The following is a 24,252-nucleotide window of genomic DNA, read 5'->3' on the forward strand; positions in this document are numbered from 1 at the left end:
CTTATCCTCGATACATAGCGTGATTTTTTATCCAGCCACCGCCCTGGCGAATCAGATTGCGATTGAGCTGTCCGTCCTCGAGCAGCTTGTCCTTGACGGCGGCGTACACCGGCACGGTAAACGAAAAGACCGAGCCTTCGTTCTCTTTGGAGCGCGCGGTGATGTGGCCGCCGTGACTCTCAATAAAGGCCTTGCAGATGTAGAGGCCGATGCCGGTGCCAGAAACGGTCTCGCGGCTGCGGTGCGAGCGGTAGAATTTGTGAAATAGATTTTTGACGACGCTCGGTGGCATGCCGACGCCGTTATCGGCGACGGAGACTTCGATAACATCGCCCTTTTGTTCGGCACTGACCGAGACAGTGCCGCCCTCGAAACTGTATTTGATGGCGTTGTCGATGAGGTTGGAAATGACCTCGCTAATACTGGAGCGGTCGGCAGCGACAGTCGGCAGGTCGCTTGGGATGCTGATATTGAGCAAGCGGTGCTGCGTCGACGCGCGCAGCTGCATGTCGTCGGCGATCGAGCCATAGATGTCAGACAGCGAGTCCTCAGCGAGGTGGATGCTGAGGTGGTGGCGGTCGAACTTAGCGACGTTGAGGATATTGTTGATATAGCCAGACAGGCGGTTGGCGGAGACCGTCAGCCGTGCTAGTAGCTGCGGCTCGTCACCTTTCAGGCGGCCGGCTAGCTCCTCGGCGAGGACGTCGAGATAGCCGCGGATGATGGTGATCGGGCCGCGGAGTTCGTGGGCGGCGAAGGAGATGAAATTGAGGTCTTCTTCCTCGGGTAGGTATTGGGCTGAGCGGTCGATGAGGACGATGACGGTCTCGCCGGGTGCGTCTTTTTGGTAGGAGGCAATGATGTCAAAGAAGCGAGTTTTTTTGAAGGCACCGTTGGTGGTGGCGACGCGGCGCCAGGTACGCTCGGCGGAGACTTGGCGGGCGTCGGCGTCGCTGAGCCAGGCTGTGAGCGACTGCTCGTTGAGAAAATCCAGCGCCAGATACGGCTGGCCGTCGGCGTCAGTGGCAATTGGTGCAGCCTTGTTGGCGGAGATGATACGCTTGGCGGGGTCGAGGACAACGATGCCGCAGCTGGTGTGGTTAAGCGCCTGGGTTAGCAGCGCGTCGGGACTTGGCGGCGGTGCGGGCTGGGTTGGTTCGTCATAGATAAGTTCAAGAACGGTCTTGAAGCCGGTTTTAGCGTATTGCTCGGCGTTCGGATTTGGTAGTGGCCTGGTGGTGCGCTCACCGCGTTTATGGATCAGCGCAGTCAAGATATTATCAAGCGGCCGACCGGCAATGATGGTCAACATGGTCGAAAAAAGACTGCCGACGATGAAAATCGCACCAGTAATTAACCAGAATGCTGGGTGATTCCACGAGGTAAGACCAGTGATATTGAGGACGACACCGCTAACGAGCGCCATGGCTGCCTGCCCGGTGAGCGCACAAGCGAACAACATGCGCCGGTGGTATCGTCGAAAGCTGCAAATTGACGTGCCGCCAGCTGTCATCGCCACGTGACGGATCCCCGCCCGGGCGTAAACACGCCGATCCATGTTTGGCCGCGACCCAGGGTAAAATCTTTGCCATTTTCGTCAAGCAGTTTGAGCGGTGCGGTGAGGCTGTCTTTCTTCCAGGTGACAGCCGTAGCGGTGCCGTTTTGGAAGACGGTCGCCTTGCCCGAGCCAATGGTGACGGTGTCCTCGTAGCCATCTGGCCCGACGCGTCGCTCGAGCGGTGCTTCGAGAGCGATGACCACGCGTGGGGCGATCTGGCCACCTTCCCGGTCGGCGTGCGGTGCGCCAGCTAGCGAGCGTTTGTAGGTGTTGGTCGCTTTGTCATAGGCGTAAGCGGTGTTGTACATGCCGCTGCTAAAATTGAGCTGGATAGTGGTGGCATTTGGTGTCTCGACCGGCTTGCCATCACCACGCTTGAAACCGGTAAATGATGATTCTTTGAAACCTTTACTAGCATTCAGGGCGTCAAGTTTCTCACCGGATGTGTAGACATTGTGTGGGGCGCGGCGGTCGCTAACTCGCCAATAACTGCCGCCGTTAAAGAATTGGTCGATGTCGCGGTAGCTGCCGCTGCGAACGGTATCGAGAGCGTTCGGGCTGCCGCCGACGTGGGCGATGGAGGCTTGATACTGTGCGCCCCAGCTGAGGTAATAGAGGCGGAGGCTACGAACTGGGCCGATGAGGCTGGGCTTGGCGCCCTGATAAACGGCGAGGAAGCGCGTAATGCCACCCTCGGCGACGGCCTCGTAGACGATGCCAGCTCTCGATAGGCCGGACTGTGGGCGAGCGTCGGGGCTGTTCTCGATCATGACGGCGGTGACGGGTTGCTTGGTGGCTGCTTCATCAGCAGCCTCGAGGCCGGTGAGTGGTGAGTAGAATTTAGTTGGCTTTTTCTTGGCGGCGAAAAACGGTAGACCGCCGTCGTGCTGGACAGAATTGATAGCGACGATGAAAATACCAGCGATAACCAGCGAGGCGGTGATGAGGACAATCGCCCACAAGTGCTTCTTGCACCACTGCCCAAACGAGCGTTTTTTAGCCGGGGCGTTTGGTGATGCCGGCTCAAGTTTAGCTGATTTTACCGTCGGTTTTTGGGCCGCGGTGGCTGGGCGAGGATTCTTGATGTGCATGGGTTTAGTATAGCATAAGCGGCGTGTTCGGTAAACGGAGCGATGCGCTCGCTGATCGAAGTATTTCGGTATAGTATGTGATGGCTAGATTACGCCCGCCGAGAACGCAGCAATTCCCCGCTCAAGTCGCGCCAACGTGCGCTCGCGGCCGATCAGTGCCAGCGTATCGTTGAGCTGCGGGCTGAACGGCGCCCAGGTGATGGCGATGCGGATGAGGCTAAAGAGAATGCCGGGCTTTTGGCCGGTGATTTCTAGCAGTTCGTTCAGCCGGACTTGAATTGCGTCTGGTGTCCACTTGCTGAGCGTGGCGAGCTCGCGCTGAGCAGTTTCTAGTAATTCGCGCCGCTCATGCTCAGACAATTTCTTAAGCTGTTTGTTGCTGTCGATGAGCTCCATGTTAATCTCAGGCTCCGCGAAAAAGTAGCCAAATCCGCCAAGATCACGCAGGGTTTTTAATCGGTCTTGAGCCAGAGCTAGGACGCGTCGGCGATATTCCTCGTCCGCTCCGGCGGCACTGTCCGGCCAAAAATCATTGACTCGCCCAGCTAAGTCATCCAGCGTCAGTGACCGGATAAACTGCCCATTCGTCCACAGCAGTCGCTTTTCGTCAAAGCGAGCGCCCGAGCGCTGCACGCGGTCGAGGCTGAACTTAGCGATCAACTCATCCATGGTGAAGGTCTCTTGCTCGGTGCCGTCGTTCCAGCCCATGGTGGCGATAAAGCTATCCAGCGCCTCTGGTAGATAGCCGTCACGGATATAATCCAGCACGTCTTTGGCGCCGTCGCGTTTGCCTAATTTCTTGTTGCCCTGCTCGTTCATGATGTGTGGCAGGTGTGCAAAAACCGGCCGCGGCAGACCGAGCGCTTCGTAGAGTGCCAGATAATTTGGCATGCTCGAGATAAACTCTTGGCCGCGAATGACGTGGGTGATATTCATCTCGGCGTCGTCGATGATATGGGCAAAATTGTAGGTCGGGTAGCCATCAGACTTGATGAGGATGAAGTCGTCAACGACCTCGGGGCTGGTGGTGACGTCACCCATGACCTCGTCGTGGTAGGTGTAGCTTTTGGGCTCAGCCTTGAAGCGCAGCGGCATGGTGCCGTCCCACTCCGGCGGATTGTCAGGGCGATGGTCGCGGTAGCGGAAGGCGCGCTTCTCGGCCTGGGCGGTGTCACGAAATGCTTGGATTTGCTCGGGTGTGTAGGGATCAGCGTAGGCGTGTCCAGCGTCGATTAGTTTCTGCGCCCACTGGCGGTAATGCTCGAGCCGCTGGCTTTGGACGTACGGCCCGTGTGGCCCGCCAATGTCCGGGCCTTCGTCGTAGTCGAGGTGCAGTGCCTTGAGACTGGCGATGAGGTGTTCGCGGCTGCCGGCAACCTCGCGGACCTTGTCAGTGTCCTCGAGGCGCAGGATAAATTGCCCACCGGCCTGCCGGGCGACGAGAAAAGCAAATAGTGCCGTGCGAATGCCGCCAACGTGCAAAAACCCTGTTGGCGAGGGTGCGAAACGAGTGCGTGTAGTCATGGGGTGATTATAGCACGCGGGCGCGGCGCTGGTAAACGTGAGGGGTGTGCGTGCTTACGGGGCTGATTATAAACTAGTGGCGATTTTGGTGACTTGCTCGCTTGACAATGCCCCGCCGAGGGTGATTTGGTAGAGGACGCCGCCATTGATCCAGCTGGCCGTCCGGTCGGTGTTGTAAATAGTCAGACCGCCGGCGGTGGTAGTTTGGACTTCGCCGCCGTCAGCTGTCAGAGTTTCTTTGAGGGCGGCGGAATTGAGCGAACTTTTTTGCTGGGTGATGGTGTAGGATTGGCCGCCGTCAGCGTAGGCAAATTTCATGCGGACTTCCCCGCTCTTAAAGGTAATTGGGCCACTCAGTGCATAGCCACTTGGGCGGTAACCTGGATATTTGGCGTTGACACCAGATTGGATGGCGGCGATGCGGGTGGAGATGTTGGGCATACCGAGGTAGGTGAAATAGCCACCGATCAGCATGATGGCCAGGCCGACGGAGGCGACTTGCAGCCAGCGACCGATGCGACTCTTTGGTTTTTTGGCGCGGCGCGGCGCTTTTGGCGGGGTGGTTGCACGCTGCAGGGCTTCGGTGATGGCTTCATGCTTGAGAACGGCGGCTGGCTTGGGCGCGAGGGTCGCCGGATGCTGTTTGGCTGGAGTTTGATTTGGTTTAACGATACGAGTCGAGTGATGGTGTGATGTGGCTGGACTGCGGCGAGTTGCAGTTCGGGTGGTCTGATGAGGCTGTTGGGTAGCACGAGCTTGAGCGCGCACCATGGTCGGGTGCGGTTCGGCAGGACGGTCACGCCTGGTTGGCTGCGGCTGGACACTCGGCATGCTCGGCGCAAATTTATTGACATGAACACTCATCGGGACGGAGGTGTTGCGCGTGATGTCGAGGCGACTGGCCAGGCGACGCTTGGCATGTGACGGCGCGGCGACATGGCGGCGACTGAGTGTCGTTGATTTTTGGCCGGCAGTTTTGTGGACGGTTTTATGGATGATTTGTTTGTTCATGAACCCCTCGTATTCCTAATGCTTATATTTTATTGTACAAAGAGGACATGCTTTTTGCAAGGGGCGAAATGTGGTATAATCTCTCATTATGTATCGAAAACAAAAGCGTGGTCTAGAACTTGCTCGGAGGACACTGATTTATACCATTATGGTGCTGACGGTGTGTATATTGGCGTTCATTTTGATTTTTCATACGCTTGGCTATCAGCTGAATCTTAAGACGCAGACGGTTGAGCAGCGGGCGCTGGTGCAGTATGATTCGCGGCCGCAAGGCGCACGGGTGTTTGTCGATGGCATGGAGCTTGGCAAGACGCATATCAAGGGCATGCTTCCTGAGGGGCAGCATCAATTTTCCATGCGCCTGGATGGCTATGACGAGTGGCGCAAGGTCGTCGAGGTTAAGGCCGGGACACTGACCTGGCTATCATATGCGCGGCTGGTGCCGAGTGAGCGGGTGGTGAGTTCGGTCAAGGAATTTTCGTCGCTGGCCTCGGTGCGATTTTCGCCAAATTGGCGGTTCATGTTGGGCGTGATGCAAGCGACCGATGCGCCGAAGATCGTCTGGGGCGATTTGCGCGATTCGGATAAGCCAAAGTTTAATGAGGTGACATTGGATACGTCGGTGGTGGCGGGTTACGGCGGCCAGGCGACGGCGCACACGTTTAAGATTGTTGAGTGGGATTCGGGTAATCGCTACGCCATTCTCAAACACACCTACGCGGTCGAAGGCCAAGGCGAAAAAGTCCAGTGGCTGAAAGTCGACCGCGAGAATAAGACAGTGGTTGACATCGCGAAAGTGATCGGGCTGGAACTAAAAGATGTGCGCTTCCTCGGTGAGAGCGGCAACGAACTATACATACTACAGTCGAGCGGCGAACTGCGGCGAGCGGACCTCAATGCCGCGACGATTTCTGCGCCGCTGATCAGTCATGTACAGTCATTCTCGGTGTATGGCACGGATTATATCACCTACGTCGGGACGAATGGCACGAGCAAGCTGCAGCTGGCGGGCATTTGGCGCAAGGACTGGACTGAGCCAGTGGTCGTGCGGCGACAGACTGAGGCGGAGGCCTCGACGCCGTTGATGATTAAGTTTTCGCGCTATGATAACAAGGACGTGCTGGTGGTCGGCCTTGGCTCGGCAGTGACGCTGCACATGGGCGCGGCGCTGGACGGGTCGAGTTCGTCGGCGTCAAAGCTACTGAGCCGCGTCAAGTCGATCGCTGCCGGTAAACCACTGACCGAGCTGGATCTGAGCGGTACCGGGCGGTTCGTCTTGATGCGAACGACGGCTGGCTTTATGAGTTATGATATTGAGCGGCAATCGGTGTCGCATGATACGGCACTGCCGACGGGAACGACGCTTGATTGGCTGGATGATTATCACGTGTGGAGCGTCGAGGGCGGCAAGCTGGTGATGCGCGAGTTCGACGGTGCTAATCAGTCGACAATGCTGGAGGCCAGCGAAGGGTTTGACGCGTCACTGTCGCACGATGGTGACTGGCTGTATGCGTTCCGCCGAGCCGATAACGGCACGGTGACGATGTCGCGGCTACGGATGACGATCAAGCGCTAAGTGCTAATTTGAATCTTATTGTGCTTTATTCCTTGGCGCCAAATAATCGCTCGAGCAGTGTTGGTGATGGCTTACCCGGGATAGCGGCGGACCGGGTAGTGACTGGCTCGGTTGATTTGGTGGCGCCAGATGGGTCGGGGCTGATTTGCTCGGCAAAGACCAGCAAGCGTTTTTCGGCGGTGCCAAGCGGTACACAGCTGATCAAAGTGAGCATCGGCTTATCGGTTTGAATTTGGACACGGCTGACCTCGTTTGGCATAACGACTTCTTTCTTGGTGACGGCGTAGGTGTAGCGCTTGCCCTGGTAGTGCATGTAGATGATGTCGTCTTTGACCAGCTTTTCGTTTTGAGCAAAGACAAACTTGTGGTCACCGGGCGCAAAGGCATCGTTAGAAGAGTGTGCCGAGAATACAGCATTGCCGACTTGGCCGGGTACAGCGTTAGCGCCAGCGATCGCGAAGTGAGCAGCGCCTTTCTCCATTGCTTTCATTTGAGCGTTATGGTCGGCCGCATTGACGCCATAAATGACCGGCACATCAACGTTGAGTTTAGGGATGATCAGCCGTGGGTCGGGGCCGACAGTGGTGCTACTTGCTGGATTGACGATGATGTTTTGTGGATCAACATTACCTGGGGTGGTGTAGGCGGCGGCGATGCCAAACAGAACGCGGTTGTACTGCAAAAAGACGAACGCTAGCAGTACCAATACACCCGCCAGTGCCGGGATGAAATGGCGTGATTTGGTGACTTTTTTGGCCTTGTCGCGGACGGTCTGTTGGATCTGAGCACGAAGGCGCTTGATGGGGCTTTGGGCGGACAACATATCGGTCATGGCCGGTGTGGCGGCGGTGTTAGCGTCGCGAGCAGACTGGACCAGCCGGTTAAACTCCTGCTGCTTTTGGTCAAGGTGTGAGGCATAATAGCGCTCGTAGTACATCTGGTAGTATTTTTGCCATGAAGTGTGGTACTGCTTCCACTGATCGGCGGTGATTTGCGGCTGATGAGTGGGAGTTTTTGCCGGGGCGGCCGGCTGCGGCTGTGTGGTTGGTGGCGCGGCGGTGGGCTTATCCGTTGACTTGTTCGCTGACTGGGGCTGAGGTGACTTGGTGGCTTGAGCGAGCTGAGCAGGAGATGGTGCTGTGGTCGGCTGGGTCGGTTGAGCTGCCGGTGGCGCGGTGTTCAGGGCGTGCGGGCTTGGCGTGCGCGGTGGCGGCGTGACAGTGGTGCGCTCGGTCGGTTCTGGATGTGGCTGCTCTATAGGGTGCGGTTGAACCACCGGTGTGGTGTGTGGCGTTGATTCGGTGCCGCGACCGCCGTAAATAGCATTGATTTGATCACGAATAACATTGGCGGCAGCAGCTTGCGAGCCGGAATAATCACGTGGCGGCGGCGTCAGTGGACGAGGTTGACTCGAGATTGGCGCTCCCACTCGCCTGCCAAACTGATCGTCATGTGGATTCATCACCTCTTATTATACGGGAAAACGCCGGAAAGATAAAGTATTCGGGCTCTTGCTGATGTGGTAGCGGCCGTGGTATAATTACCCTCGGATGACTTGGGGCGTTCTCTCGTGCCGCGGTGGCGGAATTGGTAGACGCGCTAGACTCAAAATCTGGTGAGCATTAGCTCGTGCCGGTTCAAGTCCGGCCCGCGGTACCAGAGGTCGCCTCAGTTTGTTTAATTTTATTCCCGTTTTGTAGCGGGAGTTTTATTGGTGGCAATACCTTATGAGAAGCTAATGTTAAGAATGAGAATGATGTCCGCACCCTTTCTTCTCTGGCTTTTGTTTTAGTGGCGGCAGAAGCATACAGTCAGCAACCTGTAGATCGAGAGAATGACCCTCATTACTAAAGTCAAACTCGATGAGGGACTGTTCATTAAATTCTCTCCCCGAGAGATTGTTCTGCGTGATACCGCCAACGATGACGGTTGGGTCTGTCGGTAGCATATTTTCTGTCCAGCGAATCACATGCCGTCTACTAATTCCCCTGGGAATCTTGGCAATGGTGACGTGTGGCTTGAATTTTTTATGGTGAGGAGTGGTAGCCCCTGCTTCTATAAATGCTTGCTTGATACGTCGTCTTTCTTCCCGCGGTAAAGTTTGGCTGAGGTCATTGAATACCAGAGTGAGTGCACACTCTCCTAATATACGAGCGCCAACTACATTGAGCTCAAGGCTCTTTTGTGATTGTTCCGGTAGGCGGACCTGCAGTCTAGACGGATGTAGAATCTTTGGGTATTCTCGTGCACCTAGGATAGTAAGATGACGCTCCTCGGATTGCGTTGGTTTTATGGGGTTGTCATTCAGTATACTAAATCGTTCCTGTATCTCTTGAGCAAAATCTGGATCTGACAGAGGAAATTCAGCCACAGGATGGTAAATCAGGCATTTTCGTGACATAGCTATCCTTGTTATACCGCGTAGTCTATAAATCGTCAAGAGCTGATGGGAACTGCCCCGGTTTATACGCTAGCGGCAATGCTGGTGCTGATGGCGGCTAACGGTGCTTCGGGTGACCACAAGAGGTAGCTGGCGGCGCGCGCAGCGGTTTGTCCGCGCCACAGCTGCATCGGCTCGGTCCAGGCTTGGGTGACGACTTCTCCGCCCCGTGCGATGACGAGTTGATCGGCATGAAAAACTACTAATGTGACCGGATAGGTGATGGTGAATTTATGCAGCGCCTCGACGAACTGCGCCAGCTGCATGCTGAATGTCAGGATTTTTGGATAGTAGACGCTGCGAAACAGTTTCTGTACTTGGGCGAACGAGGCGACAAAGACGACGTGGGGATTGTCAAGGATGGCGGGAAAGCTGTTTTGCACCAGGTCGATGGCGTCGCGGCTCAGCACGACCGGCCGGTGGTACTGGCGCACAAATTGCTCGTACAGCGCGGCCGTTTCGCTATTTTTGCCGGCGTCGCCGATCAGCAGTATGACGTTAGCCCACTTGCCGAGGGCGGCTAATTCGCCTGCTGCCGCGCCACTGAGGCTGCCGGACGGATTGGTCGGCGCAAATAGAACGTCGGTCATCGCTACTGGCACGGTGCGGCGCAGTGTGTCGGGTAGCAAGACTCGTACTTCGCCTGCCCCGGCGTCACGTGCTGCCTGGTAGCTGGTCGCCACCGCCGCAAAGCCGAGTTTGTTGCCACCAATGATCCCTAGCCGCCCGGCCTGGTCGCGGCGCTCTGGCCGATTCCATTCAATGTCGGGAAACAGCGGCTTAGATTTTTCCTGCTTGCGCCAAAAGGTATCCACGTTCGCCTTTCTCGAGTTCAAACACCACGCTTTTACGCTCCAGGACAATTGGCCAGCTGTTGGTTTTGGCAATTTCGAGCAGCTTTTCCGTGGGATTAAAGACAACGGGGTGTTCAACCATCGCCAGGAGGTGCCGGTCGCCCTCGCTGTCGCCAAACGCATAACTGCCAGCAAGCGTTAGCCCGTGCTTATCAATGATTCCCTGGAGGATCTTGTCTTTATTGGTATACGTCTTGGTGGTAATTGTACCGGTAAAGGTATCGCCCTGCCGTTCATACACCTGGGCCGCCCAGGCATCAAAGCCGTATTTTTTAGCAAATGGCTCGACCAGCTCCTGCTGCGAGCCAGAGATAGCGATTAGGAAGTAGCCCGCTTGCTTTAGCTCGCGCAGGCGATGCCGTGTGTAGGTGTAGACGTGGTCGAGCTCCCTCTCGGCGATACTGCTTGCCACCTCGTCGAACACCGCGGTCGGGATGTCAGCCAGCGAACGAGAGATAGCATTGACCAAACTCAGTTCGTACTCGTCGTAGGCGTCTTTTGACTCTCGCCGTTTCCAGCTGAGTAATTTTTGCTGAATGATCGAGGCGTGGACTTCGGGGATGGCGCCAGCATCAATCAGCCCAAGCACCAATTGCCGGTACAGCCCGCCGCGAATGAGCGTGCCGTCGATGTCAAAAACCGCGAATTTCTGCTGCTTCATCGCTTGATTATCTCGTATTTTTAGTTTTCTCGCAATAGCTTACTGCATCATGAGGTAGACGACTTAGCAATTGATAATTCATCGCGTAATTTGACCATGTTTTGGTACACTTCGTCAAAGGTCAGCCCCGATTCGTGGATGAGGCTGGCTAGGTCTTTTCCGACGTAGCGGAAGTGCCAAGCTTCGCTCGCGATACCGGTGATCTTTTCTTTTCCTTTTGGATAGCGCAGAATAAAGCCGTATTCGTGGGCATGAGCGGCCAGCCAGCTGGCGGTTTTTGGATCAAGCGCGCAGTCGCTAAAGCGGGCCTTGCATTTCTCAGAAAAGCTGGTCAAGTCAACCGCTAGGCCGAGCTGGTGTTCGCTGTGGCCGGGTTTGGCGACGTATTCATCGGTGTGGGCGGCGCCGTTTTTGGCGGTGGTTTCAGTGCGGACTTTGGCTTGGGCGGTGCCGGAGCGGTAGGCGCTAGAGACGAGGACCGGTAGCTTGGCCTCAGCCGCGGCTTGGCGCAGTTGCTCGAGTGGCTCTTTGACCATCGGCTGCACGTGCTTATCCTCTATCCAGCTCGGCGTACCATCAGCAATATCAGTCAGCGGCGGCTCAAAGGCTGGGTCGATGCCCTGCTTGCCCGAAACGTACGACCAGATTTTCCCAGTTTGTAAATATTTCCACGACGGAAAGGTCAAGTCGCGATTGGTCCGGTCGAGACGGATGGTGATCGGCTGGAAATTATACAGCGGCGAATGAGCGACCGACTCTGAGGTTCGATTGACGAGCTGCGTGCCGCCATTGATCATCAGTAGTGTCAGTGTCGTCCAGGCTGCCAAAACCATGGCCACGACTGCGCGCCCCACCCCGTGCTTCATTTATTGTGTCCCTCGCTGTTTGAGTTTGGTCATTGCCTCTTCAATATACGACCAGGCCTCCTCCATCGTCAAGCCCGATTGATGTAGAGCGCCCGCTAGTTCCCGCCCAACGTAGCGAAAATGCCATGGCTCGTACTGATAGCCGGTGATTTTTTCCTTACCCTTCGGATAGCGCAGAATAAAACCGTATTCGTGGGCGTGTGCGGCGAGCCATTTACCGGCGGCGGTTCGTTCGAAACAATCCTCCACCCAACAAGCTCGATCGATGCCACCAAAGTCAACGGCCAAGCCTGATTGGTGTTCGCTATGACCGGGGCGTGAGCTAAACCGGTTGGCCTTAGCTTCGCCGTGCTGACGAACGTTGCTAGCAAAAAGTGAAGCCTGAGTAGCATAGCTGCGGTAGCCTGATCCGACGTAGATGGTGACACCGGCACTACCAGCAGCGGCGACTAATTTCTCGAGATCAGGCATGAGCACGGCGCGGAGCGAGCGCTCATCCTGGCTGCGGCCGGGTAGTGTCGGCACGCTGACGAGGCGGAGGTCGCTGGGTTGGTAACGAGGATTGGCAAAGGCTCGGGATTTGTTGACAATTTTCCAGATGTCAGCATCATCTGCATCATTAACGATGCGCGCAGGGATCGGTGTAGCGTTTGGCAGAGCGATGGTAATTAGTGCAGCTGGCGCTGGAGTTTTCGGGCTGTCGGGATCTTTTTCTTTGGGTGTCGGCGCGGGCTGCTCTTGGCTGATAGGCTGCTGGGCAGTGGTACGCGGCGGGTTGAAATGACGGAGGGTGAAATAAGTCGCTACAGCACTACTGGCGATGATCAGCACGGCACCCAGGCCAAGGAGCAGCTTACGTTCCCTCAAGCGTTTGGTAATTTTCATACCTCAACCTCGATGCTTACCGGGCAGTGATCGCTGCCCATTTGTTCGGGGTGGATTTGCGGATTTTTGACACGCTTAGCGATTTCGCGCGATGCCAACCAATAGTCGATCCGCCAGCCGACGTTGCGCGCCCGGGCGTTGGCCCAGTGCGTCCACCAGGTGTAGGCGTCAGTTTTTTCGGGAAACGCCGCCCGGAAGATGTCGATAAATCCAGCGTCCAGATAATTCTGGAAGCCCTCGCGCTCCTCGTCAGTGAAACCGTGCTTGCCGACATTAGGCTTTGGATTTGCCAGGTCAATTTCTTGATGCGCCACGTTCATATCGCCGCAGTATAGTACCGGTTTGACTAGCTCTAGTTCTTCCAGATAGGCCAGCACTGCCGGATCCCATTGCTCATGGCGTAAATTCAACCGACTTAAATCCCCCTTTGAATTTGGCGTATAACACGTCACCACCCAGAAATCGTCGAACTCGGCAGTGATGATGCGCCCCTCGTCTGCCGGATTGCCGTATTGATCGCCGGTCAAATTAAACCGCTCGATGATAGCCGGCGGCAACCCATCGCGCCAGTGCAGCGGCCGGATTTTCGACAAAATCGCCGTGCCGGAATAACCTTTTTTGGCGGCTGAATAGAAATGTTCGTGATACTCTGGCAGATTAATTTCTACCTGGTCGCGGGCGGCCTTGGTCTCTTGGAGGCATACAATATCCGGATCATAGGTTTGCAGGAAGCGGGCAAACTCGCCCTTGTTGATGACAGCGCGGATACCATTGACGTTCCAGGAAAATAATCGCATTCTTGTATTATACAACGAATTATCATGGTATAATTGCTAAATATGACTAAAAAGACATCCCGAATCGTGGTCAATATGATTTCGGAAAGTGAGTTTACGGTCCAAGGACATGGTGTACATACAGCTTATAAGGAGATTACTGGTGCCTTGGAAAAACAGCCTGCTATTGATATTGCCATTAACACTAATCGATCGGCAGATATAGTTCATGTCCAGACAGTGGGTATGTATGCATTGGGACGGTTACTGCGCAAAAACGGTAAAAAAATTGTTTCAGCACACTTGGTACCAGATAGTTTCATTGGATCATTGAGGGCGGCCAAATACTGGAAGCCAGTTGGTAAATTGTGGCTAAAGTTCTTCTACAGCCGGGCCGACCTTGTGTTGGCCTGTTCCAAGATGGTACATGATGAGCTGGTTCATGACATGAAATTGTCTAACGTCAAGGTGTTATACAATACAGTTGACATGGCGCGATATCGGGTTACTGCTGATGATCGCCGTGTTGCACGTCAAGCGTTACATCTGACAGGACGTGATTTTGTCGTCATCGGTAATGGCCAAGTGCAGCCTCGCAAACGACTTGACACCTTTATATCAATCGCTCGTGCAATGCCGGATGTTACGTTTTATTGGATTGGTGGTATTCCATTTAAACATCTTGGGGCTAAATACGAGTCAATGCAAAAACTTATTAATTCAGTTCCTCCTAACCTTACGGTAACCGGTGTTATACCGCTCGAAGATGTGCGTCAGTATTATATGGCGGCTGATGTGTTTGTATTGCCGGCTACTCAGGAAAATCATCCTGTGTGTGTACTGGAGGCAGCTGGTGCTGGATTGCCGATAGTATTGCGTGATATTCCGCAGTATGACGATACATTTCGTGGTTCGGCAGTTATGGCGGATACTGATGAGCAGTTTATTCAATTAGTAACCCGTCTCAGAATAGATGCGTCTTTTCGCCAGTCAGCAATTCATGGTGCTAAAAAAATTGCTGAACGATTTGATAGCGGTGCTGGCGCCAAGCGCTTAGTCGCGATGTATCAAGAGTTGCTAAAAGAAGATGAGGAATGCGCGTAGGTTTATTCACCGATACCTATCGGCCGTCGATTAACGGCATCGTTTTTGTGGTCGAATCGCTCAAGCGCGAGCTCGAGGCGCTGGGCCACGAAGTCTACGTATTCTGCCCCGCCAAGTCGATAAATCCGGCCAAGCAGGCTGAGCTGCTCAACGAAGATCCGGATTCGCACATCGTCCGCTTTCCGTCGATCAAGGGTGCGTTTTTTGATGATTACGATACGTCGGTGTTCTTCCCGCCGGCGGTGCAGCGCCGCATCAAAGAGCTAGAGCTGGACATCGTGCACATCTTTACGCCGTCGCAAATCGGGCTGGTTGGCGTCAGCGCAGCGCACAAGCAGCAGATCCCTTTGGTCATCCAGCACTGCACCGACATGTACGAATTTGCCGAGCATTATCCGGCGGTGCTGCCGGGAATTTTGACGCTGGCTGGCGTGGTGCTACCACTGTCGATTAAGCTGAGGGGCCGTGATTTATTTGAACTGGTCAAGCTATATCGGCCGCGCGGTATCACCAAATGGAACCGGGCCATCATTGAGTGCGTCATCACTATTCTCTACAGCAAAGCCGACGCCGTCATCGCCCTCAGTCGTAAAAGCGTGGCTCAGCTCAGCGGCTGGCAGGACGATGATCATCTGTACGATTTGACACTACTGCCAAATGGTGTTAATGCTCTGCCGCGGCCGTCGGCGGCTCAGCTCAAGGCCTTTCGGGCGCAGTGGAGCCTACGGGCATCTGATGAAGTATTTGGCTTCATCGGGCGGCTGGGCGAAGAGAAAAACTTACCGATTCTGATCCAGGCCTTTGACAAGTACGTCGCCAAGGCTCGCCCCAAATCCAAATTGCTGTTCGTCGGCGATTTCGAGTACCGCAAAAAGCTCGAGGAGATGGCGGCCGAGAGTAAGTACGCTGATCGGATCATCTTTACTGGTGCCTTGCCGCGCGAGGAATTAGGCGTAGCGTATCAGGTGCTGGATGTGTTTTGCTTCCCGTCGCTCAAGGATACGCAAGGCTGGGTACTACACGAAGCGGCGCATGCTCGCAAACCAATTATCATCATTGATACGCAGGTATCCGAGGTAGTGCGTGACGGCGTAAATGGTATATTCGTGAAAAATCGGCCCAAGAGTATGGCGGATGCTATCATCACATTGCTCCGTTCGCCGGCTCGCCGAGCGAGGTTTGGCGCTGAGAGCAAAAAATTAGCGGCCACGTTCACCGAGCGCCGCCAAGTCCGCAAATTAGAGAAATTATATCGCCGGGTTATCGCCCAGAAAGCTGCCGCCGCGTCTCGCGATCTTGATCGCGCCGCTTGATGGTTTCGCGTTTGTCGTAGGTTTTTTTACCTTTGGCCAGAGCGATGACGACCTTAATGAATTTGCCGCTGGTTAGTAATTTGGTCGGCACGATGGTCATGCCTTGCTGTTTGGCCTCAGAAAAGCGCGTTAACTGGCGTTTGCTGACTAATAATTTCCGCACTGAAGTATCAATACTGCGGGCGTTGGCCTGGCCGCGAACATTGAGTCGCAGCGAAAAACTAGCATTATTCAGCCATAATTCACCATTTCGCAGACTGACGAACGCCCCCTTCAGCTGCACGTGCCCTTCCCTGGCGGCGCGTACTTCCATGCCTGTCAGCACCAGCCCAGCCACGATCTCCTCGCCCAACTCATAGTCAAATCGCGCTCGGCGATTTACGACGGTGTGAGTGGATGGTTTTTTGGTCTTGGCGGGCTTGGTCACGTGATTATTGTAGCATGTAGGCTGGAGCCTTAGCTAGAAGATGATTGGTCTGTCTGGGTCGCGCCCCGTTCATCTGGATCGTACTGAAGCAGGATATCTGCCTAATCAAGCCTCGCTAGTGCAGTAATTGCTTCTTCATCCGCAATCATCATATCCACTCGCATTTCGTCTATGACGGCTGCGAACTCCTCTAGGGCTACTTGCTTTTGTGACATCGCTAATTCATCATCGCTATATATGGTATCAATACGGGTCAGGATTTCTTTGTATAGTTGATCAAGCAACTCTGACTTGTCTAAGTTAAAGAGAGTTTGAATCCCTGCCATGTCTACTGACGCTTCTTCCTCTAAACGACGCCTCTCTTTTGTATCACCCCGCAGCTCAGCTAGCTTGCTGTTGAGGATTTTTTGGGTAATTTCAATGACAGTCTCTGCGTCAACAGGACGTGGAATTTCCTTTTCGGAGGCTAAAATTTTCTGGCTAATCCAATTGAGCTTATCTGATGCATCCAATATATCCATTGTCTTCACTTTGTCTTCTAGTCTGGCTAAGACATGGTATTTCGCTGCGTTTGGCGCGAGTCCATCACTGAGAATTGTACCAAGCATCTCCTGAAGCTCTTTAATCGCTTGTAGTTCTTCTTCTGGTATATCTTTGGTGGCCTCTTGGTAGTTTTTGCGCTCATTTACCATCTTCTCAGCTGTATTGTGATCGTCGTGAACATCGTCATCTGAAGTATTCCACGGGAAATTATACCCACGCATGTTATTGTCATACAGTGCTGTTCTGATTGTGTATAGTATGGCTGCTTGGGTGCGCGGCGAAAGGGGCGACTCATTATTGTTAGCCTCCGATTCGGCTGGACAAAACTTTTTAACAAACTTTTCAGCCGGTGCAGCGATATGGGTAATGTCCTCGCCACTGGCTGTGTAGTATTTTTTATCTGTTCGCTCTTCTCGTGGTGCTTGTGGTGTCGTCTCTGTACTCATAGATTTATACTATAACATTGTTTAAGTATAAATGCAATACCTAGCTACTATTTTGTCCTATTCAAGCCCGTGCACTTCACCGGTTGTGAAGTCCCATTTGGCATTATGCTGACACTGACATACGAGAGCCAGGACATTATGGCCGAGCTCTCCGACTGCTGGATGGTGACATTCGCCTCTGATAGCCCAGCCGAGTAGCCGTACCAGTGCGGGGTAATTGTTGATATGATTCATGATAATCGATTGGTTGGCAGACTTCTCGATTGTATCAACGAGTCGCCACGCAGAAAGGTCTGGCTTAAACTCTGGGTGCTTCTCGAGCAAGTGTGCTACGTTCGCGATATTCTCAAGAATATCACAAATATCGACAGTCTCATCGGGGTTTTCGAGCCGGGCAATGGCGGCGCGGAATTTTTCATTGAGGCGCTGGTAACTAGGGAGATTATTACCTTCTGATCGTTGGATGTGGGCTTCTATTAGTGGTATGATTACGCCTTCAGTAGTAGCTGCGCTGGCTTCATCGTGGTGTGGTGGCACCTCGTCTGATAGTGGCGGTATAGCGCGATCTCCAGCAATGGTCTTGAATGGTATAATTTCGGCCTTGTTGCGGCCCGATTCAGTTCCTGGCATGCGTTAAATAATACGATGTAATTACGTAAAAGTCAATGATTAGCATCATAATATGCTACAATATCCCAAGCATGATAGCCGACATTCACATCACCGAGAAGAGTTTTGGCGACAAGACGTTGATGCGCGACGTCAAGTTCAGCGTGGATGATGGCGAAAAGGTCGGTGTGGTCGGTCGTAATGGTGTTGGCAAGTCGACGTTGTTTGGTATCTTGGCTGGTACGGACGCTGATTACACTGGTGAGGTGATTTTTCGGCGCGGCATCACCGTGGCCAATACCGCGCAGGAACATCACGGCTTGGGCGATCAGACGGTGCTTGCCTACATTCTGGCGGGGCTGCCAGAATATTCTAAATTAAAGAAAATTATCGATGAGTATCCCGAGACCATGGGCGATAATATGCGTAAGATTGAGGAGTATACGCAGGCGCTGGAGCGATTTGACCAGAAAGGGTTTTACCAGATTGAGGAGAAGATTGAGAGGGAGCTCGATAATTTCCAGCTGAATGGGTGCGGCGAGCGGCCGCTTGGTTCCCTGTCGGGCGGTCAGAAGCGGCTGGTGGAGATTGTGAAGATTATGCACTCGGGGGCGCATTTGGCGCTGATTGACGAGCCGACCAATCACATGGATTATGTGGCCAAGCAGCAGTTTATCGACTGGATGAGCTCGCAGCCGCGCCAGGCCATGCTGATCATCACCCACGACCGCGATGTGCTGGGTCGGGTAGATCGAATTGTCGAACTTAAAGACGGCCAAGCGGTCAGTTACCGCGGTAATTATGACGCTTACCTCAAACAGAACGCTCAGGCGACGGCGGCGGGTATGAATAATTTTGAGCAGGTTGAGAAGCGGATGACTAACCTTCGGCAAAAGGTGCTGGACTATCAGCGGCTGAAGGAAAAGTCGCGAAACCCCGGCACCATCCAAAAGTTCAAGCGGCTGGAAAATGAAGCGCGGGCCGAGCTGGCGGAATTATCAGAGATGGATAAGCCGACCTTTTGGATCGACAAGGAGTCGGCTGGGCAGCTTGATTATAAATCGGCTGAGCGCTACGGCAAGTTCAAGGCGCGCAATATTCGGCTATCAATGAAGGATGCGGCCAGCCGCAGCCAGCACGTGCTAGTGCGGGTTGAGGATGCGGCGGTTGGCGTTGGCGAAAGGATATTGTTTGAGGGCGTGAATATTGATCTGCGCGAGGGCGAGGCGGTAGAGCTGCGCGGCCGTAATGGCGCCGGCAAGACGACGCTGATTCGGATGTTGTTAAATAGTAGGGCGGCAGCCGCTCCACCGTCCTCCGCCAGAGCACACTCTTCGCTCAAATCTCCACTGGAGATTCTTTGCGAGCGTTCGGCTGAAACGTCCGCTACTCGCGAACGTTTCACAGTCTCTGGCGGAGGAGGTGTTGCGCCTGCTGCCCCTGTCCTCTACTCCGGCAACCTCTTCCTCGATCCGCAGGTACGGGTGGGTGTGTATGATGAGCAAGAGATTGATGAGCGGTATTTGGTAGATCCTTTGGAGGCGGCGATTGAGAAATTGTACCTTAGCCGCGACCTGCCGATTTCTGATACGAAAATTCGCCAATTGCTAGCTGATTATCTGTTCACCGAAGCGGATCGGATGACACCGCTTGAGCGCCTGTCGGGCGGCCAGAAAGCTCGCTTTCAGATCATTGCTATGCTGGCGAATGACCCGCAGCTGCTGATTTTGGATGAGCCAACCAACCACCTTGATTTGCCGAGCATCGAGGAATTAGAAACGGCACTGGCGAAATATTCTGGTGCCATCCTCTACGTCAGCCACGACAATTATTTCCGTCAAGCAATTGGCGGCGAGGTCGTACAAATCGGCGCAGCATAAGGAGTGCGCTAATGAAAAACCTGCTGCCAGTAAGGTTCCAAGCAGCAGGCATTGATACGCAAATTAGCGATATCTACTCGCTCATCAAACCATTCTTCTTCAGCGCATCCTGTAGTTTCGGCCGATCGAAGCCAAGGATGACCTCACCGCAGATATCGGTTACCGGTACGCCCTGGAAATTGCCGCCATTCTTGCTGAGCAATTCTTCCTTGGCGCTTGGATCAGCCTCGATGTCCTTAGCGACAAAATCAATGCCGAGTTTTTTCAACCACTCCATCTCGGTGTGGCAGAATGCGCACCAGCTGGTGCTATAGACGGTGACTTTAGCGTCTTGGTGATTGGCCGTGTTATCTTCGCTCATAACTTCCCTCCTTATGGCTTTTCTCTATTATAGCATAAGCATCGGCACCTCGGCAATGCTACCCTAGTCTCGGGACGCCCGACTCGTTAAGTGCCAGCCATCGCATCCTCGGCAATAATACACGGCTAACTCCAGCTCTGGCGATACGAGTTCCTGCGTATCAGCCGCTCGCCTGGCGATCTGCTCGGTGGCAAAGCGACGCTTGCGCCGGCAGGCGTCGTGATCGGTAGCTGTTAGCGTCGGCTTGACGAACGTTCGGGCCGATTTTGGTTGGTTTTTCGGGTAATTTCGCCGTGGCATCTTGTCAAGAGTATAGCATGTTGCTATAGTGACAGAGTAATGGCTGAGAGACCAGATGTTGAGAATGGCGTGACGACAGCGACGGAAGTGGCGGCGGCTCGGGTTATTCTCGGGACGATCGGCGACACAACGTGGCGAATGTTTGTGCCGAGCATCGGCTGTACGCTGCTGGGTGTGTGGCTGGATAGCGTGTTTGGTTTGAAGCCGTGGCTGATGTTTGCTGGTGTGGTGCTTGGCTTTGTGGGCGCGTATCTACTGGTGAATAAGCAGCTGGGGCGCGTGAAACGAAAAAAGGAGCGTAAAAACATATGATGCAACGATTTGCCAGTGCCGGTCCGCACATTTCAGTCAAGGCTGATGAGGTAGCGAATGTTATGGGTGTGTCGATCACCAATTCGCACATGCTTGGCGCGCTGGGGCTGATCGTTTTGGTGTGGCTGATGTTTCGGACGCGGGCGGCGGTGCTGGGCAAGAAAAAGCATACTTTCGCAACGAAGTTGGTTCACTGGACATTTGATGGGCTGTACAATACGGTTCGTCAAGTCATCCCGGACCAGACATGGGCGCGTCGAGTGGCGCCGCTGTGTATCACTATATTCTTTTTCGTGGTGGCGCAGTATTGGCTGGGACTGCTACCGATTGTCGGGCCGATCACCGTGGGGAGCCATGGTACGCCGCTGTTTCGTGGCGGCGTGGCCGACCTGAATATGACGTTTGGGCTGGCTATCGTGACGATTGTTGCAGCGCAGGTGTACGCCTTCAAATACCTTGGCTTTAGGGGTAATATGGGCCGCTACTTTGTTAATCCGCTGCGCGATCCGATCATGGCGTTTGTCGGCATTTTGGAGCTGGTGGCGGAGTTCTCGCGCCTGCTTGGTCTGAGCTTCCGTCTGTTTGGTAATGTGCTGGCGGGCGAGGTGCTGCTGATTATGATCGCCTTTTTGACGCAGTTTATTTCCCCGGCGGCGCTCCAGCCATTTTATCTGTTTGAGCTGTTCATCGGTGGTATTCAGGCGTACATTTTCTTTATGCTGTCAACAGTATTTATTTCACTGGGGCTGGCTCACCACGACACGCACGAGCCGACTGATCATGCTCATTCACCTGCTGATACGACGAAACTCGCGGCGGCGAATGATTAGAAAAGTAAAGTATTAAATAAAGGAGAAATTATATGAAAGAATTAGCATTTGCACTCACCTACGCCATTCCGGCTGCGCTGGCAGCAATCGGCGCTGGTATCGTCGGCGCGGCAGCGATGAACGCGGCTGGCCGCAATCCAGAGAAAATTAACGATCTACGCACCATGATGATCCTCGGTATTTCGTTCATCGACGCCCTGGCGATTATCGGTTTCGTGGCGGCTATCGTCGGCAAAGTTATGTAATTTGAGGGGTAAATTGTGGAGAGAATTTTGACACAATTTGCGAGTGCCGAAGCGCACGCGGCCGAAAAGGCTGACTTATTCAGTTCGCTGGGTATTGACTGGAAGCTGCTGATGTTACAAACGGTGGCGTTCTTGATCTTGCTGGTGATTCTGCGCAAGTGGGTGTATCCGCCACTGGCAGCGATGCTCGACAAGCGCGAAAAAGACATGCGCACAGCCGAAAAGGCGGCGCAGTCGGCGCGCGACAACGCCGATAAAGCCGAAAAAATGACCAACGAGTTGATGCGAAAAGCTCGGGCGGAGGCCAGTGATATCGTGGCGGCAGCGCGCGAGGAGGCGGCCTCGGTCGTCGAGCAAGCCGCGGCCAAGGCGACTGCCAAGTCCGAGACCATCGTCAGTGCGGCACAGGCGGAAATTGCTAAGGAAGTTGAGCAGGCCAAGAAAGCATTGCACAATGAAACGCTGGAATTGGTGGCCGAGGCGACTGGCAAGGTTTTGCACGAGAAAGTTGATACTAAGACAGACGCCAAGCTGATCGCGACTGCGGTCAAGGAGGTTGCCTAGTCATGGCGCGGACGCTTCGGCGAAAGTTGGCGCAGCATGCGGCCGAGCGGCTGCTGGCGGGTGACGCAGCAGTGATTGATGAATTAGCGGCGCTGATCGTGCATGAGCGGCGCGAGCGAGAGATTGATCTGTTGGTGCAGGATATCGAGGCGGAATTGGCCGAGCGTGGGACGGTTGTGGCGACGGTGGAGAGCGCGACACCGCTGGACGTAGCGACAAAGGATGCAATTAAGAGGCTACTATCATCTAGTTCGGGTATGGAGTCGCTGGCATCTGTGGAGGGTCGCTCTGCAGCCCGAGCGTCCAGAAAGGACGCCCGGAGCGAAGCCCGCGTACCCGAAGCAGATGCCAGCGACCGCGCCGCTCAGCATGTCGAACTTCCTGATACGGAAGCCCCGAGCGACCGCATCGCTCAGGTGCGCCTGCGCGAAATCATCCGTTCCGAGTTGATCGGCGGGGTGAAAATTACCACGCCAACTCAAGTGATGGACGCGACAATTGCCAAGAAATTAAACGATTTGCGGGCGAAGAAAATCTAGGAGGAAAAATGAGCAAGATTGATGTGACAGAGCTAGCCAAAAGCCTGCGGGAAAAAATCGCGCAGCTGGAGGCGACGGAAGGACTAGAGGACGCTGGTGTCGTCATCCGCGTCGGTGACGGCGTGGCGTGGGTACACGGCCTCAGTAAAGCTGGCTACAGCGAAGTGCTAGAAATTGAAACTGACGGCGGCACAGTAGAAGCGTTTGCCCTGAACTTGATGGAAGATGAAATCGGTGCGGTGATCCTCGGCGGTGAAGAAAAAGTCAAGGCTGGCGCCAGTGTCCGCCGCAAGGGTGCGGTGCTGGATGTACCAGTTGGCGAGGAGCTGCTTGGCCGGGTGGTTGACCCGTTAGGCCGGCCGCTCGATGGCGGACCAGCTATCAAGACGAAGCAACGCGGGCTGATTGAGCGCCCAGCCATCGGCGTGATGGGCCGTAAGTCGGTGCATGAGCCGCTGATGACCGGTATCATGTCAATTGACGCCATGTTCCCGATCGGCCGCGGGCAGCGCGAGCTGATTATCGGTGACCGCCAGACGGGAAAGACGGCCATTGCCATCGACACCATGATCAACCAGGCGCGGCAAAAGACTGGCGTGGTCAACGTCTACGTGGCGATTGGACAGAAATTATCAAAGATTGCCCGGTTGGTTGACCGCCTAAAAGAAGAAGGCGTGATGGAACAAACCATCGTGGTGGCGACCAGTCCGTCGGACGCGGCTTCCCTGCTGTACTTGGCACCATATGCTGGTACGGCCATGGGTGAATATTTCCGCGACAACGGTGGTCACGCGCTGATGATTTATGACGATTTGACCAAGCACGCAGTGGCCTACCGTCAGATGTCGCTCTTGCTCCGTCGTCCACCGGGACGCGAGGCGTATCCTGGTGATGTGTTCTACCTGCACTCTCGCCTGCTGGAGCGCTCAGCCAAGTTGTCGGACGAATTGGGTGCTGGTTCACTGACTGCCCTGCCGATCATCGAGACGCAGGCTGGCGACATCTCGGCCTACATTCCGACCAACGTGATCTCCATCACCGACGGTCAGATTTTCCTGGAAACCGACTTGTTCTACCAAGGTATTCGCCCAGCGATTTCTGCTGGTCTGTCGGTGAGCCGCGTTGGTGGTGCTGCTCAGACCAAGGCAGTTAAGTCGGTCGGTGGTAACTTGAAGCTCGGTCTTTCACAGTTCCGCGAATTGGCGTCATTTGCGCAGTTTGGTTCAGACCTGGATGATGCGACCAAGGCGCAAATTGACCGTGGTCAACGTCTGACTGAACTACTCAAGCAGCCACAATACCAGCCGATGAGCGTCTGGGAGCAATTTGTCAGCATCCACGCGGTGACCAGCGGTGCGTTTGATAATGTGCCAGTTGCCAAGATCAAGGAAGCACAGGCTGGTCTGTTGACGTATCTCTGGAACAATGCCAAGGACGCCATGCGCGAACTCAACAAGGGCGCCAAACCAACTGACGAGCAACTCCGGGTCATTGACGAGGCAACCCAAGTGGCAGCGAAAGGCTTTGAGGAGTAGTC

At 54.5% G+C, this 24,252-nt stretch carries 26 protein-coding genes and 1 tRNA gene; 11 read left to right on the top strand and 16 right to left on the bottom strand.

The annotated features are described in order from the left end of the window. Position 1 precedes the first annotated feature (1 nt). The 4 genes from FBF28_01775 to FBF28_01790 form a co-directional block, all read right to left on the bottom strand. Positions 2-1,558: a HAMP domain-containing histidine kinase gene (locus FBF28_01775; GenBank protein QJU08293.1), complete on the bottom strand. Its 1,557-nt coding sequence runs from the start codon at positions 1,556-1,558 to the stop codon at positions 2-4. Then, positions 1,510-2,649, bottom strand: a complete 1,140-nt coding sequence (locus tag FBF28_01780; GenBank protein ID QJU08294.1) for a DUF3048 domain-containing protein — start codon at positions 2,647-2,649, stop codon at positions 1,510-1,512. Before FBF28_01780 ends, FBF28_01775 begins: the two co-directional genes overlap by 49 nt. An 84-nt stretch (positions 2,650-2,733) precedes the next feature. After that, a complete protein-coding gene (locus FBF28_01785; GenBank protein QJU08295.1) occupies positions 2,734-4,173 on the bottom strand; it encodes a glutamate--tRNA ligase in 1,440 nt (479 codons plus the stop codon). 66 nt (positions 4,174-4,239) lie between these two features. Further along, on the bottom strand, positions 4,240-5,184 hold the full coding sequence (locus tag FBF28_01790) for a DUF4367 domain-containing protein (protein QJU08296.1): 945 nt from the start codon (positions 5,182-5,184) through the stop codon (positions 4,240-4,242). Positions 5,185-5,272: 88 nt separating this feature from the next. Here FBF28_01790 and FBF28_01795 point away from each other — a divergent pair, with 88 nt between their 5' ends. Beyond that, the gene (locus tag FBF28_01795) at positions 5,273-6,760 is read left to right on the top strand and encodes a PEGA domain-containing protein (protein QJU08297.1); all 1,488 of its coding nucleotides are present in this window, start codon (positions 5,273-5,275) and stop codon (positions 6,758-6,760) included. 25 nt (positions 6,761-6,785) lie between these two features. Here FBF28_01795 and FBF28_01800 read toward each other — a convergent pair whose 3' ends face one another. Beyond that, positions 6,786-8,222: a sortase gene (locus tag FBF28_01800; protein ID QJU08298.1), complete on the bottom strand. Its 1,437-nt coding sequence runs from the start codon at positions 8,220-8,222 to the stop codon at positions 6,786-6,788. A gap of 110 nt (positions 8,223-8,332) precedes the next feature. On the opposite strand from FBF28_01800, the gene FBF28_01805 reads away from it, so the two are divergent. Beyond that, positions 8,333-8,419 (top strand) — tRNA-Leu (locus tag FBF28_01805). Positions 8,420-8,501: 82 nt separating this feature from the next. Here FBF28_01805 and FBF28_01810 read toward each other — a convergent pair. The 6 genes from FBF28_01810 to xth all read right to left on the bottom strand — a co-directional run bounded on the left by FBF28_01810 (position 8,502) and on the right by xth (position 13,263). Next, positions 8,502-9,161 carry a hypothetical protein gene (locus FBF28_01810; protein QJU08299.1) on the bottom strand — a complete coding sequence of 220 codons (660 nt, stop codon included), beginning with the start codon at positions 9,159-9,161 and terminating at the stop codon, positions 8,502-8,504. Between the two features lie 62 nt (positions 9,162-9,223). After that, the gene (locus FBF28_01815) at positions 9,224-10,015 is read right to left on the bottom strand and encodes a hypothetical protein (protein QJU08300.1); all 792 of its coding nucleotides are present in this window, start codon (positions 10,013-10,015) and stop codon (positions 9,224-9,226) included. Continuing rightward, entirely contained in the window at positions 9,981-10,715 is a 735-nt protein-coding gene (locus FBF28_01820; GenBank protein ID QJU08301.1) for an HAD-IB family hydrolase, read from the bottom strand. The genes FBF28_01815 and FBF28_01820 overlap by 35 nt, the downstream gene beginning before the upstream one ends. Positions 10,716-10,762: 47 nt before the next feature. Next, the gene (locus FBF28_01825) at positions 10,763-11,581 is read right to left on the bottom strand and encodes a D-alanyl-D-alanine carboxypeptidase family protein (protein ID QJU08302.1); all 819 of its coding nucleotides are present in this window, start codon (positions 11,579-11,581) and stop codon (positions 10,763-10,765) included. Then, entirely contained in the window at positions 11,582-12,466 is an 885-nt protein-coding gene (locus tag FBF28_01830; GenBank protein QJU08303.1) for a D-alanyl-D-alanine carboxypeptidase family protein, read from the bottom strand. Next, positions 12,463-13,263 (bottom strand): exodeoxyribonuclease III, encoded by an 801-nt coding sequence (gene xth, locus FBF28_01835; GenBank protein ID QJU08304.1) that lies wholly within the window; start codon positions 13,261-13,263, stop codon positions 12,463-12,465. Before xth ends, FBF28_01830 begins: the two co-directional genes overlap by 4 nt. 42 nt (positions 13,264-13,305) lie before the next feature. Between xth and FBF28_01840 the strand changes: the two genes are divergently transcribed. Further along, entirely contained in the window at positions 13,306-14,346 is a 1,041-nt protein-coding gene (locus tag FBF28_01840; protein ID QJU08305.1) for a glycosyltransferase family 4 protein, read from the top strand. Beyond that, the gene (locus FBF28_01845; protein ID QJU08306.1) at positions 14,337-15,659 is read left to right on the top strand and encodes a glycosyltransferase family 4 protein; all 1,323 of its coding nucleotides are present in this window, start codon (positions 14,337-14,339) and stop codon (positions 15,657-15,659) included. The genes FBF28_01840 and FBF28_01845 overlap by 10 nt, the downstream gene beginning before the upstream one ends. On the opposite strand, the gene smpB is transcribed toward FBF28_01845, so the two are convergent. The 3 genes from smpB to FBF28_01860 all read right to left on the bottom strand — a co-directional run bounded on the left by smpB (position 15,607) and on the right by FBF28_01860 (position 17,705). Next, on the bottom strand, positions 15,607-16,086 hold the full coding sequence (gene smpB, locus FBF28_01850) for an SsrA-binding protein SmpB (GenBank protein ID QJU08307.1): 480 nt from the start codon (positions 16,084-16,086) through the stop codon (positions 15,607-15,609). The genes FBF28_01845 and smpB overlap by 53 nt on opposite strands. 101 nt (positions 16,087-16,187) lie before the next feature. After that, entirely contained in the window at positions 16,188-17,075 is an 888-nt protein-coding gene (locus FBF28_01855; protein QJU08308.1) for a hypothetical protein, read from the bottom strand. A 57-nt stretch (positions 17,076-17,132) separates the two neighbouring features. Next, complete coding sequence (locus FBF28_01860; protein ID QJU08309.1) at positions 17,133-17,705, bottom strand: hypothetical protein; 573 nt, start codon at positions 17,703-17,705, stop codon at positions 17,133-17,135. 35 nt (positions 17,706-17,740) lie between these two features. Between FBF28_01860 and FBF28_01865 the strand changes: the two genes are divergently transcribed. Next, the gene (locus tag FBF28_01865) at positions 17,741-19,564 is read left to right on the top strand and encodes an ABC-F family ATP-binding cassette domain-containing protein (protein ID QJU08310.1); all 1,824 of its coding nucleotides are present in this window, start codon (positions 17,741-17,743) and stop codon (positions 19,562-19,564) included. Positions 19,565-19,637: 73 nt separating this feature from the next. Here the strand turns inward: FBF28_01865 and FBF28_01870 are convergent, their stop codons facing one another. Beyond that, positions 19,638-19,925 (bottom strand): NrdH-redoxin, encoded by a 288-nt coding sequence (locus tag FBF28_01870; protein ID QJU08311.1) that lies wholly within the window; start codon positions 19,923-19,925, stop codon positions 19,638-19,640. A gap of 63 nt (positions 19,926-19,988) precedes the next feature. After that, positions 19,989-20,225: a hypothetical protein gene (locus tag FBF28_01875; protein ID QJU08312.1), complete on the bottom strand. Its 237-nt coding sequence runs from the start codon at positions 20,223-20,225 to the stop codon at positions 19,989-19,991. Between the two features lie 39 nt (positions 20,226-20,264). Between FBF28_01875 and FBF28_01880 the strand changes: the two genes are divergently transcribed. The 6 genes from FBF28_01880 (at position 20,265) to FBF28_01905 (ending at position 24,250) form a co-directional block, all read left to right on the top strand. Further along, positions 20,265-20,537 (top strand): AtpZ/AtpI family protein, encoded by a 273-nt coding sequence (locus tag FBF28_01880; GenBank protein ID QJU08313.1) that lies wholly within the window; start codon positions 20,265-20,267, stop codon positions 20,535-20,537. A gap of 62 nt (positions 20,538-20,599) precedes the next feature. Continuing rightward, entirely contained in the window at positions 20,600-21,367 is a 768-nt protein-coding gene (locus FBF28_01885) for a F0F1 ATP synthase subunit A (protein QJU08804.1), read from the top strand. A gap of 32 nt (positions 21,368-21,399) precedes the next feature. Continuing rightward, entirely contained in the window at positions 21,400-21,612 is a 213-nt protein-coding gene (locus FBF28_01890; GenBank protein ID QJU08314.1) for an ATP synthase F0 subunit C, read from the top strand. Between the two features lie 15 nt (positions 21,613-21,627). Beyond that, positions 21,628-22,176 (top strand): F0F1 ATP synthase subunit B, encoded by a 549-nt coding sequence (gene atpF, locus FBF28_01895; GenBank protein QJU08315.1) that lies wholly within the window; start codon positions 21,628-21,630, stop codon positions 22,174-22,176. A 2-nt stretch (positions 22,177-22,178) separates the two neighbouring features. After that, a complete protein-coding gene (locus FBF28_01900; GenBank protein ID QJU08316.1) occupies positions 22,179-22,715 on the top strand; it encodes a F0F1 ATP synthase subunit delta in 537 nt (178 codons plus the stop codon). An 8-nt stretch (positions 22,716-22,723) separates the two neighbouring features. Beyond that, positions 22,724-24,250 (top strand): F0F1 ATP synthase subunit alpha, encoded by a 1,527-nt coding sequence (locus FBF28_01905; GenBank protein ID QJU08317.1) that lies wholly within the window; start codon positions 22,724-22,726, stop codon positions 24,248-24,250. The last annotated feature ends 2 nt before the right edge of the window (positions 24,251-24,252 follow it).

The sequence above is a fragment of the Candidatus Saccharibacteria bacterium oral taxon 488 genome, assembly GCA_013099195.1.
Taxonomy (GTDB): Bacteria; Patescibacteriota; Saccharimonadia; order Saccharimonadales; family Saccharimonadaceae; genus Nanosynbacter.

Excerpts from the sequence above, each read along its gene's own strand:
- FBF28_01775 (QJU08293.1), bottom strand. The coding sequence starts at position 1,558 with ATGGATCGGCGTGTTTACGCCCGGGCGGGGATCCGTCACGTGGCGATG.
- FBF28_01780 (QJU08294.1), bottom strand. The coding sequence starts at position 2,649 with ATGCACATCAAGAATCCTCGCCCAGCCACCGCGGCCCAAAAACCGACG.
- FBF28_01785 (QJU08295.1), bottom strand. The coding sequence starts at position 4,173 with ATGACTACACGCACTCGTTTCGCACCCTCGCCAACAGGGTTTTTGCAC.
- FBF28_01790 (QJU08296.1), bottom strand. The coding sequence starts at position 5,184 with ATGAACAAACAAATCATCCATAAAACCGTCCACAAAACTGCCGGCCAA.
- FBF28_01795 (QJU08297.1), top strand. The coding sequence starts at position 5,273 with ATGTATCGAAAACAAAAGCGTGGTCTAGAACTTGCTCGGAGGACACTG.
- FBF28_01800 (QJU08298.1), bottom strand. The coding sequence starts at position 8,222 with ATGAATCCACATGACGATCAGTTTGGCAGGCGAGTGGGAGCGCCAATC.
- FBF28_01810 (QJU08299.1), bottom strand. The coding sequence starts at position 9,161 with ATGTCACGAAAATGCCTGATTTACCATCCTGTGGCTGAATTTCCTCTG.
- FBF28_01820 (QJU08301.1), bottom strand. The coding sequence starts at position 10,715 with ATGAAGCAGCAGAAATTCGCGGTTTTTGACATCGACGGCACGCTCATT.
- FBF28_01825 (QJU08302.1), bottom strand. The coding sequence starts at position 11,581 with ATGAAGCACGGGGTGGGGCGCGCAGTCGTGGCCATGGTTTTGGCAGCC.
- FBF28_01830 (QJU08303.1), bottom strand. The coding sequence starts at position 12,466 with ATGAAAATTACCAAACGCTTGAGGGAACGTAAGCTGCTCCTTGGCCTG.
- xth (QJU08304.1), bottom strand. The coding sequence starts at position 13,263 with ATGCGATTATTTTCCTGGAACGTCAATGGTATCCGCGCTGTCATCAAC.
- FBF28_01840 (QJU08305.1), top strand. The coding sequence starts at position 13,306 with ATGACTAAAAAGACATCCCGAATCGTGGTCAATATGATTTCGGAAAGT.
- FBF28_01845 (QJU08306.1), top strand. The coding sequence starts at position 14,337 with ATGCGCGTAGGTTTATTCACCGATACCTATCGGCCGTCGATTAACGGC.
- FBF28_01855 (QJU08308.1), bottom strand. The coding sequence starts at position 17,075 with ATGAGTACAGAGACGACACCACAAGCACCACGAGAAGAGCGAACAGAT.
- FBF28_01860 (QJU08309.1), bottom strand. The coding sequence starts at position 17,705 with ATGCCAGGAACTGAATCGGGCCGCAACAAGGCCGAAATTATACCATTC.
- FBF28_01865 (QJU08310.1), top strand. The coding sequence starts at position 17,741 with ATGATTAGCATCATAATATGCTACAATATCCCAAGCATGATAGCCGAC.
- FBF28_01870 (QJU08311.1), bottom strand. The coding sequence starts at position 19,925 with ATGAGCGAAGATAACACGGCCAATCACCAAGACGCTAAAGTCACCGTC.
- FBF28_01875 (QJU08312.1), bottom strand. The coding sequence starts at position 20,225 with ATGCCACGGCGAAATTACCCGAAAAACCAACCAAAATCGGCCCGAACG.
- FBF28_01880 (QJU08313.1), top strand. The coding sequence starts at position 20,265 with ATGGCTGAGAGACCAGATGTTGAGAATGGCGTGACGACAGCGACGGAA.
- FBF28_01885 (QJU08804.1), top strand. The coding sequence starts at position 20,600 with ATGGGTGTGTCGATCACCAATTCGCACATGCTTGGCGCGCTGGGGCTG.
- FBF28_01890 (QJU08314.1), top strand. The coding sequence starts at position 21,400 with ATGAAAGAATTAGCATTTGCACTCACCTACGCCATTCCGGCTGCGCTG.
- FBF28_01900 (QJU08316.1), top strand. The coding sequence starts at position 22,179 with ATGGCGCGGACGCTTCGGCGAAAGTTGGCGCAGCATGCGGCCGAGCGG.
- FBF28_01905 (QJU08317.1), top strand. The coding sequence starts at position 22,724 with ATGAGCAAGATTGATGTGACAGAGCTAGCCAAAAGCCTGCGGGAAAAA.